8 protein-coding genes are annotated in these 13095 nt (G+C 54.2%); 3 read left to right on the forward strand and 5 right to left on the reverse strand.

All coding sequences use genetic code 11. The annotated features are described in order from the left end of the window. Nucleotides 1–31 precede the first annotated feature (31 nt). The 3 genes from D2E25_RS02960 to hflX all read right to left on the reverse strand — a co-directional run bounded on the left by D2E25_RS02960 (nucleotide 32) and on the right by hflX (nucleotide 4051). Nucleotides 32–979: a cation diffusion facilitator family transporter gene (locus tag D2E25_RS02960; RefSeq protein ID WP_125979508.1), complete on the reverse strand. Its 948-nt coding sequence runs from the start codon at nucleotides 977–979 to the stop codon at nucleotides 32–34. A gap of 350 nt (nucleotides 980–1329) precedes the next feature. After that, nucleotides 1330–2292 carry an L-lactate dehydrogenase gene (locus tag D2E25_RS02965; protein ID WP_125979509.1) on the reverse strand — a complete coding sequence of 321 codons (963 nt, stop codon included), beginning with the start codon at nucleotides 2290–2292 and terminating at the stop codon, nucleotides 1330–1332. A gap of 268 nt (nucleotides 2293–2560) precedes the next feature. After that, complete coding sequence (gene hflX, locus D2E25_RS02970; RefSeq protein WP_125979879.1) at nucleotides 2561–4051, reverse strand: GTPase HflX; 1491 nt, start codon at nucleotides 4049–4051, stop codon at nucleotides 2561–2563. 149 nt (nucleotides 4052–4200) lie between these two features. Between hflX and D2E25_RS02975 the strand changes: the two genes are divergently transcribed. The 3 genes from D2E25_RS02975 to D2E25_RS02985 all read left to right on the forward strand — a co-directional run bounded on the left by D2E25_RS02975 (nucleotide 4201) and on the right by D2E25_RS02985 (nucleotide 10203). Then, nucleotides 4201–4857, forward strand: a complete 657-nt coding sequence (locus D2E25_RS02975; RefSeq protein ID WP_125979510.1) for a class I SAM-dependent methyltransferase — start codon at nucleotides 4201–4203, stop codon at nucleotides 4855–4857. Between the two features lie 112 nt (nucleotides 4858–4969). After that, a complete protein-coding gene (locus D2E25_RS02980; RefSeq protein WP_125979881.1) occupies nucleotides 4970–9076 on the forward strand; it encodes a DUF3418 domain-containing protein in 4107 nt (1368 codons plus the stop codon). A 140-nt stretch (nucleotides 9077–9216) separates the two neighbouring features. Beyond that, nucleotides 9217–10203, forward strand: coding sequence for a hemagglutinin (locus tag D2E25_RS02985; RefSeq protein WP_241216991.1), 987 nt, complete (start codon nucleotides 9217–9219; stop codon nucleotides 10201–10203). A gap of 42 nt (nucleotides 10204–10245) precedes the next feature. Here the strand turns inward: D2E25_RS02985 and D2E25_RS02990 are convergent, their stop codons facing one another. Further along, a complete protein-coding gene (locus D2E25_RS02990) occupies nucleotides 10246–11460 on the reverse strand; it encodes an MFS transporter (protein WP_125979511.1) in 1215 nt (404 codons plus the stop codon). Nucleotides 11461–11674: 214 nt separating this feature from the next. Continuing rightward, the gene (locus D2E25_RS02995) at nucleotides 11675–13012 is read right to left on the reverse strand and encodes a glutamine synthetase family protein (RefSeq protein ID WP_125979512.1); all 1338 of its coding nucleotides are present in this window, start codon (nucleotides 13010–13012) and stop codon (nucleotides 11675–11677) included. Between the last annotated feature and the right edge of the window lie 83 nt (nucleotides 13013–13095).

Consider the following 13095-nt stretch of genomic DNA (forward strand, 5'->3'; position numbering starts at 1 on the left):
GCTGAGGCATACTCAGCAACACAACGATCAGTTACATTTCTAATTGTTCTGGTTGAGTTTGTTCATACCCTTCTGGTTCAAGTTGGAATGTGGTGTGTGGCACTGATACTGGGAAGTGTTCTCTCAAGCAGTCTTGTAATTGGGCGAGCACTTCACCTGCTTGTTCCATGGTGATGGTGCGGTCTACAACTACGTGTGCCATGAGTATTGGCATGCCGGTGGATACGGTACTGGCGTGTAGATCATGGACGGCGATAACGTGTGGTACTTGTTCCATGTGGGCGCGTACTTCGGTGAGGTCAAGGCCTTCTGGTGTTTCTTCGAGGAGTACGCGTACGGCATTGCGTAAGAGTAGCACTGCTCGCGGGATCATCATGAGTGCGATGATGCCGCCGGCAACTGCATCGAATCCTGCCCATCCGGTGCTCATCATCACGAGTGCGGATATCACGACAGCTACTGATCCGAGCGCATCGTTCATGACTTCGAGGAATGCGGCTTTCATGTTCATGTTGTCGGATCGTTGGCCAACGAGTGCAAAGAGGGAGCCGAGGTTGGCTGCGAGTCCGAGTAGGCCGAAGAACAGTAGTAGGTTGATGTCTTGTACGGCGTCTGGTGATTTGCCGAAGAGGCGCATGGCTGCTTCGACGAGTGCATATATGCCGACGATGAGTAGTGCTAGTGCTCCGCATGCGGCTGTGAGTACTTCTAGACGCGCCCATCCCCAGGTTCGTTTGGTGCTGGGTTTGCGTTGCATGAGTATGGCGGTGATTGTGGAGGCTATGAGTACTGACATGTCGGTAAGCATGTGGCCTGCATCGACGAGCAATGCTAGTGAGCCGGTGATGATTGCGCCAATGACTTCCGCTACGAATACGCTTCCTGTCATGATGAGGGTAATCGCCAGTCGGCGTTGATGCGAGCGAGCATCTGCACCGGATTGCATAGCAGTGGATGCTGCTGCATGGTCATGACTCATTGGTGTCTCATTTCATGTATCGGTGAGATTGCTTCTCACAATCATTCTCATTAGTCCATAAACGACGAAACCCCGGCCTATAAGCCGGGGTTTACATCATAATTCCGTGGGTATCAACCACAATCAACCAATACCCACGAATATTTGATTGATGTGTGCGAAAAACCGCCGTCTGAGACCGAAGGCGCACGAAGGTGCGTCGAGCGTCGAAGAAAGGCGGTTTACGCTCCATCAATCACAGCAATTTTGCAGGGTGACGCGTGCGTCCGCAAGGCGCACCGAGGGAAGTCGCACGAAGGTGCGTCGACCGAGGAGCAACGCAGCGGACGCTCCGTCACCCTGCAAAATTGTTAGAAGCCGAACTGGGCGGCAGTCTCCTTCAGCGTCTCTGCGGAGCGCTTGAGGGCTGCGAGCTCCTTGTCGGAGACGGGGGTGTTGATGGCGGTGTTGACGCCCTGACGGTTGAGGAGGGTGGGGACGGACATGCAGACGTCGGAGATGCCGTGGAAGTCCTTGAGCATGGAGGAGACGGGGAGGATGCGGTTGGAGTCGCGGAGGACGGCTTCGATGATGTCGACGCCGGACATGGCGATGGCGTAGTTGGTGGCGCCCTTACCGTTGATGATCTTGTAGGCGGCGTTCTTGACTTCCTGGTGGATTTCTTCGCGCTTGGCGGCGTCGAGCGGCTCGTGGCCCGGCAGCGGGGTCCAGTCGCACATGGGGACGCCACCGATGGTGGCGGAGGCCCACAGCGGGACTTCGGAGTCGCCGTGTTCGCCGGCGATGTAGGCGTGGACGTTCTTGACGTTGACGCCGGTCTGCTGGGCGATCAGGAAGCGCAGACGTGCGGAGTCGAGGTTGGTGCCGGAGCCGAAGATGCGGTTGGTGGGCAGGCCGGAGAGCTTCTGGCAGACGTGGGTGACGACGTCGACCGGGTTGGTGATGAGCATGTAGATGGCGTTCGGGGCGACTTCCATCATGGAGGGGATGATCGACTTCATGATGTTGATGGTTGCACCGGCGAGGTCGAGGCGGGACTGGCCTGGCTTCTGGCGGGCGCCTGCGGTGATGACGACCATGTCGGCGTCGCGGCAGATTTCAGGATCGTTGGAGCCGGCGATGGACACGGTTGGGTAGAAGCTGGAGCCGTGCTGCATGTCGAGCACTTCGGCTTCCACGTGCTCCTTAGCGATATCTTCGAGAACGATCTCGCGTGCGACGCCGCGCTGGGCTGCGGCGAAGGCGAGGGTAGAACCGACGGCACCGGCTCCGACGATGGCGAGCTTGGTGGGCTTAATGGACGATTCAGCCATGGTGTTGCGACCTCTCTTAGCACAACTTCCCGTTATGCGAACGGGACTTCTTTTGGATAACACAAACACTTTATCTACACATAATGACGTTTTGCCATATTGGATTTGCTATGCCGCACTATTATTACTAAGCACGGCGTTTCCAACGTTGTTAGCGCTCACAGACTATGCTGTATAGTCACCGCAAGAGTGACGCAGCTCACACGTGAAATCACCAATGGTCATCACTCCTGCCAGTCATCGAACCTACCAAGAGTGAGGCTGACTATTAGTCAATAGCCTGGTCCACTACTTGTGCTGCCAATCGACTATCAACGTTGGCTTCAACCCATACGCCGTCGTCACGCCAATCGACTGAATCAACACTGCCATACTCACGAATACGTGATAATAGTGCGCCAGCCGAATACGGCAGCAGCGCAGAAACATGCACGCCAGGAAGTGGCAGCATCGCTTCAATAGCATCACGCAGTTCATCAAGCCCTTCGCCGGTATAGGCGGAGACAAGATGCGATTGCGGCTCCAGTGAAGTCAGTCGTTCACGTGTTGCCTGATCAATGCGGTCGATTTTATTGAACACCAGTACACGCGGAATTTCTGCAGTGCCCTCAATGTCAGCCAGCACATCGTTGACTGCATCAATTTGCGAGAATGGGTCAGGGTGAGAACCATCAACAACATGCAGGATGATGTCAGCTTCCGCTACTTCTTCCAACGTGGATTTAAACGCTTCAACGAGTTGTGTTGGCAGTTGGCGAACAAAACCAACGGTATCAACATACGCATAGAAGCGCCCGTCATGCGATTTTGCACGGCGCACAGCAGTGTCAAGCGTGGCAAACAGTGCGTTCTCAACAAGCTCACTAGAGCCTGTCAACCGATTCGTCAACGATGATTTGCCAGCATTCGTATACCCGACTACGGCAACCGTTGGCAGGCCGAACCGTTTGCGAGCGCCTCGTTTGACTTCACGAGCAGGAGCCATTTCGCGGATTTGGCGGCGTAATCGTGCAATTCGGGAGCGAATGACACGACGGTCCATTTCGATTTTTGTTTCGCCAGGGCCTCGCGAACCGATGCCAGCGTCTGCGCCGGCTGCACGGCCACCTGCCTGACGTGATAGTGAACCGCCCCAACCACGCAAACGCGGCAGCATGTATTCCAATTGTGCGAGTTCAACTTGCGCTTTGCCTTCACGCGAAGTCGCGTGCTGAGCAAAAATGTCGAGGATTACCGCGGTGCGATCAACTACTTTGACTTTCGTAGCGTCTTCGAGAGCACGGCGTTGGCTTGGTGGTAGATCATCGTTGACGATAATTGTATCGGCTTCCTCACGCTCTACGATTTGCGCGATTTCGCGCGCTTTACCGGAGCCTACATATGTGGCAGCGTCTGGTCGAAGTCGATGTTGCAGTAGTCCGTCGCATACGACAGCGCCCGCAGTTTGTGCAAGGGCTGCCAGCTCACGGAGCGACTCTTCTGCTTGTGCGGCGGTAGTTTCAGCACTCGACCACACGCCGACGAGCACTACGCGTTCAAGACGTACTTTACGATATTCAACTTCGGTAACATCTTGTAATTCGCCAAGGCCAGCTACATGCTTTAACGCGTTACGTGATTCGCGTTCTTCCCAGATTTCGTCTGACCGTTCGCCAACTCCTACGCCGTGATCATGCTCGTCAAGCAGCACGTCGGATTGGTCAGCGAGTACGCCGCCCTGTTCCAACTCCCCCTCTTGGCTGGCGGACCGTTCTTGCACGGTCGTTTCTTCAGTGGACCGTCGACGGCTCTGATCGATCAATGGCACCTCTCGCTTGACTCACGATTGAACTATGGTGGTTCCTATTATCATCGTGTTGGACGACAGGCATATCAGGGTATCTGTATACAGGGCATATAAGGAGAGGCATGGTCGAACAGTATTTTTCTGCCGAACCCGCGTCTGAGGACGTTCGCCGTTCGCTGAACGTGAGTGTGCAAGGTCATGACGTACAGGTTGAAACGTCGAACGGCGTGTTTTCTGGATCTCGTGTTGATCTGGGCACGTCGGTGCTGCTGCGCGAAGTGCCGGACGCTCCTGAAACGGGCGCACTCTTGGATTTGGGGTGCGGTTGGGGTCCGATTACGTTGGCGTTATCTCTCGCCTCGCCTCATGCCGATGTGTGGTCAGTGGATGTGAACACGCGTGCACTCGAGTTAACTGCTGAGAATGCGAAGCGTAATGGCTGCACTAATGTTCATGTCACCGCTTGCAATGAAGATGGCAAGCCGCTTGCCACGCAGCCTGCCGGCGTTTGCGAATCAATGCCGGATGATCTGGTGTTTGATGCTATTTGGTCGAATCCGCCTATTCGTATTGGTAAAGACGCGTTGCACACGTTATTGATGGCGTGGCTGCCGCGACTGAAGCCTGCTGGCGGTGTTGCCTATTTAGTCGTGCAGAAGAATCTTGGCGCCGATTCCTTGGTTCCGTGGCTGGCGAGTGCGCTTGGCGACGACTATGAGGTGTCCAAGTATCATTCTGCAAAGGGTTATCGTGTTATCGAAGTGGTGAGGAACGCGTAACCGCATAGTCTTTCGCTCACGCCAGTAGGCCAGCACACCGTAGTTGGTAAGGTCAACCTGTACGTTCAACCGTAGGTTCAGTCTGTAAGGTCACAGTAGGAACAAGTCATTGATGAAGTTCGAATATCCGTCCGAATTACCAGTTAGCGCAGCGCGTAACGAGATTGCTGATGCAGTTCGTCGCAGTCAAGTGGTGATTGTTTCCGGCCAAACTGGTTCTGGTAAAACCACGCAGCTGCCGAAGATTCTGCTGGAGCTTGGCCGCGGATCGCATGGCCGGCAGATTGTGCACACGCAGCCGCGGCGTATTGCTGCGCGCACGGTAGCGGAACGCATTGCTGCTGAAATGGGTGTGCGCTTGGGCGATGAGATCGGCTATCAGGTGCGTTTCACGGATGAAAGCTCACCGAAAACGCGTTTGCGCGTGGTCACTGACGGTATTTTGTTGGCGCAGATTCAACGCGATCCGCAGCTCATGAAATACGATACGATCGTCATCGATGAAGCTCATGAGCGCAGTCTCAATATTGATTTCCTGCTCGGCTATCTGACCGCATTGTTGCCTAAACGGCGTGATCTCAAACTGGTTATCACTTCAGCAACGATTGATTCAGTCAAATTCCAAGAGCATTTTGAACACGCGCTGCACACCAAGGTTCCAGTGATTGAAGTGTCTGGCCGCACGTACCCGGTGCAGGTTGTGTATGAACCGTTGGGGTGCGCGCCAGCATTGATGCGCAATGTGCCTGGTTTTGAAACGGGCGCTATGCCTGGCGAAGATGAGTATGCTGCGTTGTCTGCAGCACCGAGTGGTGGCCGCGATGATCGTGAAACGACCATGGATATGCCAACTGCTGTGGCACGCGCGTGTGCTGAGCTGATTATTCATTCCAGTCATGAGCGTGGCGCTCGCGATATTCTCGTGTTTGCTTCTGGTGAACGCGATATTCACGAGTTTGAAAATGCGTTGCGTCATCATTATGGCCCGCGCGCGGATGATATGCGCAGGCCGGATGCGATTGAGATTATGCCATTGTTCGCACGCCTGTCTGCTAAAGAACAGCACAGGGTGTTTGAACCGCATACGCATCAGCGTATTGTCATCGCCACGAACGTGGCGGAAACCTCGCTGACGGTTCCTGGTATTCGTTATGTAGTAGATCCGGGTACTGCGCGTATTTCTCGCTATTCTAAGAGCGCTAAAGTGCAACGACTGCCTATTGAGTCAATTAGTCAAGCGAGCGCTGATCAGCGAAGCGGTCGATGCGGTCGTATTGCGGATGGTATTGCGATTCGTCTGTATTCTCGTGAGGATTATGAGACGCGTCCGCGGTTTACTGAGCCGGAGATTTTGCGTACGTCGCTGGGTGCCGTGGTGCTGCATATGTTGTCAGTTGGCGTGGCGCGTACTGCGCAAGATGTCACTGATTTTGGGTTTATTGACCCGCCGGATATGAAGGCTGTTTCTGATGGTTTTAATGAGCTTACTGAGCTCAAAGCCGTCGCTCGGAAGCATGGCGAAGTGGTATTGACGCATGTGGGCCGTCAACTGTCGCGTATTCCTATCGATATTCGTCTTGGCCGTATGGTGATTGAGGCCGCGAAGTCAACGACGCCAGACACGTTAGCTGCGGTGTTGGTTATCGTCGCGTTCTTAAGTTTGCAAGATCCGCGTGAACGCCCGGATGAGGCGCGTGATGAGGCTGATCGTATTCACAATCGATATGCGGATGAGTCGAGTGACTTTTTAACAGCGCTGAACATATGGGATCGTATTTTCCAAGCGGATGGTGAGCCGAGTAATGCTGCGTTGCGGCGTATTTGTAAAACGGAGTATTTCAGCTGGCTGCGTATCCGCCAGTGGAAGGATCTGGTGGCGCAGCTTACGGAAATGTGCCGTGAATTGAAGTTCAATGTTGGCTCACCGCAGCCTGCTGCTCGCCCAGAGTTGACGATTCGTCAGCTGCCTATCAATCAGCAGGCAGCGCATTCGTTGTGTTGTTCTTGGGATGATCGTGGTATTCACACGTCAATGCTGGCCGGCTTGATTTCCATGATGGGCATGCAGATTATTCGCGAGCCGAAAGCCTCTGATTTCACCGGGTTGAAGGGTGCGGCGAAAGCGCGCGCATTCAAACGTGCGCAAAAGATGGCGAAGAATGACTATCAGGGTGCTCGCGGTACGCATTTTGCATTGTTCCCAGCCTCAAGTGTGGCGAAGAGTACGCCAGCATGGGTGATGAGTACTGAGCTGGTGGAAACGAGCCGCTTGTGGGCGCGGTATTCTGCGGCGATTGACCCAGCTTGGGCGGAACCGCTGGCTGGCCAGTTGACGCGTACCACGTATGCGGAACCGCATTGGTCTGGTTCGCGTGGTTCTGCGGTAGCTAGTGCGAAAGTGTTGCTGTATGGTTTGCCGATTGTGCAGGATCGCACTGTGCAGTGGGGCCGTATTAACCCAATGGAGGCGAGAGATTTCCTCATCCGTCAGGGTTTGGTCGAAGGAGATATTCAGCAACGGTTTAGTTACGACGATTTCGTGACGCGTAATCGTGACATTCTTGAAGATGCTGCTGATGATGCGAGCCGTACTCGCCAAATGGCGCAAACGGTAAGCGATGAGGATCTGTACGATTTTTATCAGTCGGTAGTTCCTAACGATGTCACCTCGGTAGCGGATCTGGCGAAATGGTGGAAGCGCGAGCATGATGAGCACCCGCATTTGCTTGATTTCGACCCGAACAAGGTGGAGCGTTTAGCCGATACGAATTCGGTGAGTTTGGCCGATTACCCTGATCATTGGCATACGCTTGGCACTGACGGTCAGCCGATTGATTTGCGGTTGAGCTACGTGTATGACCCGCATGATCCTGCTGATGGTGTGACAGTTCATGTACCGTTGAAAGTACTGTCTCGACTCACGCCTGAACAGTTCACGTGGAATGTGCCCGGCCTGTTGGATGAGCTGATTGTCGGCATGATTAAGGCGTTGCCGAAGACACTGCGCGTGCAGTTTGTACCTGCGCCTGATACTGCGCGTAAGATCCGCTCGTGGATTGATGATCATTTTGCTCATTTGCCTGGTTCAGGTGAGCGTAACAAGCCGTATTTGCCGCCTGAAGATGCGCTCAGCGATGGCAATACCAATCGTTGGCCTGATTTACCGCATGTGTTTACGCAGGCAGCAATCGCAACCGTCGGCGCACAAATCCATCCTGAAGTGCTGACGGGCGAATTGTGGGAGAAGCTCAACCCGTATCTGCGTGTCACGTTTGCGGTTGAGCAGCAACTTCCGGCGCCGAAGAACGCACGTAACCGTCGTGCGCGCGGGCCAGTGAAAACGTTAGGCACGTCGAAGTCGCTGGTTGAATTGCAACGTCAGTTTGCGCAACAGGCGGAAGCATCAGCACGTCAAATGGTGCGAAAGCAAGCTGATCGTGCAGCCGACCAGGGCAAGCTGGTTGAGCAGGCGAACTTGTTGCATAAGGCTGGTGCGACTACTGAATCGCGTGCAACAATGCTGTGGCGTGGTGCGCTGGATGCATTGCGACTGCCCAGTGAGCGTATTTCGTCGCGTTGGCTAGGCGCGGAAGCGTTGATGTTGGCTTCAGCACCGTACAAGTCGACGAAGGATTTGGTAGAGGATTTGCAGTTGGCTGCGGTCAAGCGTCTGCTACCGAAAGTCGATACGCTGCCGGACGATGACGCGTTGGCCGACGCGGTACTCGGCGTCACCGAAGTGTTCGAAGACACCGTGTACGCGGTCGCACATGATGTGATTACGATTCTCAAACGCTATGCGGAGGTTGACAAGGCAACGAGCGGCAAAGCGGATTTGCCGATGCTCTCAGTATTGCAATCAGTACGCGAGCATATTGCAACGCTAGTGTTCCCCGGCTTTGTGGGCGCCGCTCCCCCAGATGCGCTGGTGAATATCCCGCGCTATCTGCAAGCAGATGTGATGCGTTTGAACAAGGCGAAAGCAGATAAGAACCGCGATGTGCGCTGGGCGTGGGAGGCAGACGAGGCGAAGCAGCTGGTGGATAAGGCTGCCGCACGTGCCAAGGCTGAGCCTGCTGGCCCGCGCCACGAGGAACTCACCAAGAAGGCGGATACCGCCCGCTGGATGCTGGAGGAGTTCTATGTCTCCCTGTGGGCCCAAGAATTGGGTACGCATGGTCCAGCAAGTCTCAATCGTATTAAGAAAGCGCTGGCCTAACGATACTGGTCATGAACATGGTCGTGAACAACAACGCTGAGTAATCAGCCTGTGTTGTTCACGACATTGCTCATGCTTTGAGCGTTCTTGATGCTTTCGTGCGCCGCACGCGCACATCCGGCTACTACAATGGGCGCACGATGACACAGTCGAATAAGAAGAACACATCACGTACTAAGCGCAAGTCAACACGCAATCGGACCGTTAATCGAGGCAAGCAGTCTAAGCGGCCACACTCTACGGCAAAGTCTCGTCGCTCGCGGAAAACTCGCAGTTTTACCCGCTGGTGGCAGCATGCAAGCCTTCGCACGCGTCTTGTCTCCACGCTCACCGCGCTGATTGCAACCATTTGCGTTATTGCCCTGGTGTGGACGCTCACGGATATTGTGGTGCAGCGTATCGAAATCGTGCAGGCACAGAATCGTCAATCTGAACTTGTACAAACCTATAATTTCGATCCTGGCGACATTATTTCAGACGGTCAGTTCTTTAATGCTCACGCAATGAGTGAAGCAGAAGTGCAAGCGTTTCTTAACGAGCAAGGCGCGCAATGCTCTGGTACGCAATGTTTGAAAACCCGCACATTCGATACTGAAGATCGTGCTGCCGACCAGTATTGCAGCGCCTACAAGGGCGCGAAAGGCGAAACTGCTGCAGCGATTATTGACAAGACTGCGCGCGCTTGCAAAGTCAGTCAAAAAGTATTGTTGACCGTCTTGCAAAAAGAGCAGCAGCTGGTTACGGCTACTCATCCAAGCGACTTCCAGTTCAAAGCCGCTATGGGGTTAAGTTGCCCAGATGATGCGAGCTGCGATCCACAGTACGCTGGTTTTTTCAACCAAGTATTCGGTTCAGCGCAACGCTACCGGTATTATGCAGCACACGAATCGCAGTATGGCTATCATGCGGGTCAGCTCAACTACATTCAATATCATCCGAACGCAAGCTGTGGTGGCAGCGACGTGTATATCACTAATACTGCAACTGCACTGTTGTATATTTACACGCCCTATCAGCCTAATACGGCCGCGCTCGCAGCAGGAGCTGGTGAAGGCAACTCCTGCTCAAGCTACGGTAATCGTAATTTCGCGATTATCTACCAAGGCTGGTTTGGCAGCGCGCGATAGTAGCGCACAACGCTGATCGCACGAAGCAGCTGTTTGCCGAAATCAGTACGCGATTTCTTTGTTGATATACGGCTTCAGCATGACGGTAGTGCCGACAGCGAGCAGTGCGAAAAGAGCACCGAATGGGCCGAGCCAAGTCAAGCCAAGCCCATCGTTGACTACGCCGCCGACTGCTGAGCCGACTGCGATACCAATGTTGAACGACATCGAATTGAGTGAAGCTGCAAGGTTCAACGAACCCGGGTGCGACTGTGCAGCAACATCCATGTACAGTACCTGCGATGATGCATTAAACAGGTACATAAACATACCCAGCACAATCAGCAATAACGCGCCATAGAGCGGAATAATGCTTGCCAAAGCCAGCGAACACAGCAACACGGCGTGCGCAAGAAATACCCAACGCAAGTGGCACAATGGCTCCACTCCCCTGCCCTTTTCCGCGAGTTTGCCAGCGTGCAAGTTACTCCACAAGCAAGCGGCACCATACACAACCAGGCCAATGCTCAAATACTGTTCAGGCACATGAATTTCATCGCGCATAATCGGCGTTAAATACGTGTAGAACACGTAACTGGATGCGGCACCGCACACAACAGCAAGCACACCAAGTTGAATACGATGATCAAGGAACAAGCGGAACTGGCGAATAAAACCAACCCGGACAATGTGGCTGTTGCGTGGCAGTACGGTAAGAATTAGAATAATCACCATCACCGTAAGCACATTGACAAGGTGGAATGCCCAACGCCAACCAAATACGTTCGCTACCCACGTGCCAATCGGCACACCAACCACGGAAGCAATCGAAAAGCCGGAGAACACCCAGGCGATGAACTTGGTGCGATATTTGTCAATCGTCACATCAGGCGCGTAGGTCATGGCGATGGCGACCAGCGTGCCGGAAACGAGCGCGATCATGATTCGTGCAATTACCAGCACTCCATAATTCGGCGCAAACGCGCACAACACATTGCCAGCGAGGAACACACCGATCAACGTCAAGTGCGTAGCAAATCGCGGGAAGCGCGCGGATAGCGCCGAGCCAAGCGGCGTGACCGGCGCGTAGACGAATGCAAACAGAGACACCAAGTTGCCGACAGTGACTTCGGAAACTTTCAGTCCACTTGCAATATCGGGCAGAATACCAACAACAACAAATTCGCTCATGCCCAGCACAAAGCTCGAAGCAATCAGCGTGATAACCGGCAGGGTGAAGAACCGCTCATTACGCGCGGTTGTAGGTGCTGTAGACATGCGGGTTTCCTCTTCCATTCATATGAATCAGCGATAAGACTAAAACAACCTCTCCCCCATTAAAACCCCTCGTAGATCGCTTCCGCGCGTCGTGTTATAAGTCGCAGAGGCAATGCAGCCAACATTGCAGTCAACAACACAACCAACAGTACAGCCAGCAGTAATAAAAAAGCCTCTCATACGCTACACGTATGAGAGGCTTCCAATACAACCGTCACAGCTTCGGCAGGTACGTCTTCAACTCGTAGGGCGTGACCTGACGGCGATACTCGTCCCATTCCTGATGCTTATTGCGCAGGAAATATTCGAACGCATGCTCACCAAGCACACTGGCCACAAAATCGGACTTCTCCATGATCTTGAGCGCAGAGTCGAGCGAATCAGGCAGCGGCTCAATACCCATTGCCTGGCGTTCAGCATCGGTCAGCTCCCACACGTCGTCGCTGGTCGGCTCGCCAAGCGTCATCTGCTGTTCGATACCGTCGAGGCCTGCAGCCAACAGCACCGAATAGGCGAGGTACGGGTTCGCAACCGGGTCAAGCGCACGGAATTCCATGCGAGCACTGTTGCCCTTGCCTGGCTTGTACTGCGGGATACGCAGCAGAGCGGAACGATTGTTGTGCCCCCAGCAAATGTAGCTCGGAGCCTCATTGCCACCCCACAGGCGCTTATACGAATTCACGTACTGGTCGGTAACCGCGCAGATCTCAGCCGCATGGTACAGGATGCCGGCAGCGAACTGACGAGCGGTCAAGGACATGTTGAACTCCTGGCCAGCCTCGTAGAACGCGTTCGCATCCCCCTCAAACAGGCTCAAATGCGTGTGCATACCCGAGCCAGGTGCGTCAGCAATCGGCTTAGGCATGAAGCTCGCGTGAATGCCACGTTCGAGCGAAATTTCCTTGACGACCGTGCGGAACGTCATAATGTTGTCGGCGGTAGTCAACGCGTCGGCATAACGCAGATCGATCTCGTTCTGGCCAGGGCCAGCCTCATGGTGCGAGTATTCTACCGAAATGCCCATCTGCTCAAGCATATTGACGGTCGCACGGCGGAAATCCATGCCAGGGCTACGCGGCACGTGATCAAAATAGCCACCCTCATCAATCGGAATTGGCGGCTTCGACCAGTCATCCTGGCTTTCAAACAGGTAGAACTCGATTTCAGGGTGCACGTAGAACGTGAAGCCCTTTTCCTTCGCCTTGGCGAGCGCGCGCTTCAACACATGACGCGGATCTCCCAGCGACGGCTCACCATCAGGCGTGAGAATATCGCAGAACATGCGCGCAGTGCCTTGTGGGCCGCCTCGCCACGGCAGAATTTGGAACGTGGAAGGGTCAGGGTGCACAATCATGTCATCTTCGGACACGCGTGTCATACCCTCAATGGCAGAACCGTCGAAGCCCAAACCTTCCTCGAACGCTGCCTCCAACTCGGCGGGCGCGATAGCCACGGATTTCAACGTGCCGAGCACGTCAGTGAACCACAACCGAATAAAGCGCACGTCGCGTTCTTCGACCGTGCGCAGGGCAAACTCTTGTTGCTTATCCATAATCGCCTATCGTTCCATAGCCGTGTTACGAGGAACGTTAACATTCCACGTTGGTAGTTCATATCGGTAGTGCGGTATGACGG

The sequence above is a fragment of the Bifidobacterium goeldii genome, from assembly GCF_003951095.1.
Taxonomy (GTDB): Bacteria; Actinomycetota; Actinomycetes; order Actinomycetales; family Bifidobacteriaceae; genus Bifidobacterium; species Bifidobacterium goeldii.

What these genes read in the sequence shown, in the direction of transcription:
- D2E25_RS02960 (WP_125979508.1), bottom strand. Translation starts at nt 979, where the DNA reads ATGAGTCATGACCATGCAGCAGCATCCACTGCTATGCAATCCGGTGCA.
- D2E25_RS02965 (WP_125979509.1), bottom strand. Translation starts at nt 2,292, where the DNA reads ATGGCTGAATCGTCCATTAAGCCCACCAAGCTCGCCATCGTCGGAGCC.
- D2E25_RS02975 (WP_125979510.1), top strand. Translation starts at nt 4,201, where the DNA reads ATGGTCGAACAGTATTTTTCTGCCGAACCCGCGTCTGAGGACGTTCGC.
- D2E25_RS02980 (WP_125979881.1), top strand. Translation starts at nt 4,970, where the DNA reads ATGAAGTTCGAATATCCGTCCGAATTACCAGTTAGCGCAGCGCGTAAC.
- D2E25_RS02985 (WP_241216991.1), top strand. Translation starts at nt 9,217, where the DNA reads ATGACACAGTCGAATAAGAAGAACACATCACGTACTAAGCGCAAGTCA.
- D2E25_RS02990 (WP_125979511.1), bottom strand. Translation starts at nt 11,460, where the DNA reads ATGTCTACAGCACCTACAACCGCGCGTAATGAGCGGTTCTTCACCCTG.
- D2E25_RS02995 (WP_125979512.1), bottom strand. Translation starts at nt 13,012, where the DNA reads ATGGATAAGCAACAAGAGTTTGCCCTGCGCACGGTCGAAGAACGCGAC.